1 protein-coding gene is annotated in these 265 nt (G+C 65.7%); it reads left to right on the top strand.

From position 1 onward, the window contains the following. On the top strand, positions 1-265 hold a 265-nt coding region (locus tag R0J88_RS20830; RefSeq protein WP_410901000.1), incomplete at both ends, for a helix-turn-helix domain-containing protein.

Raw genomic sequence — 265 nt, 5'->3', positions numbered from 1 at the left:
CAGGGCATGAGCCTGGGGGAGATCGCCGCCAGGAACGATCTGCCGCGCTCGACCGTCAAGCGGCTGGTCGATGCGCTGGCCCAGGAAGACCTGCTGGAAATCCACGGCCATGGCGGGATACGGCTCGGCTCTGCGCTGATGCGGCTGGCGCGCCCTAGCCAGCTCGATATCACCACGCATGCCAAGTCGTTTCTGGAGGCGGTGAGCGGCTCCACCGAGGAAACGGTGGTGCTCTGCAGTCTGAGCGGCAACGAGCTGCTGATAC

It is taken from the genome of Pseudoalteromonas sp. SIMBA_162, assembly GCF_046535955.1.
Lineage (GTDB): Bacteria > Pseudomonadota > Gammaproteobacteria > Enterobacterales > Alteromonadaceae > Pseudoalteromonas > Pseudoalteromonas marina.
The sequence above is the reverse complement of the archived record's forward strand: the minus strand, read 5'-3'. Positions and strand labels throughout refer to the sequence as shown.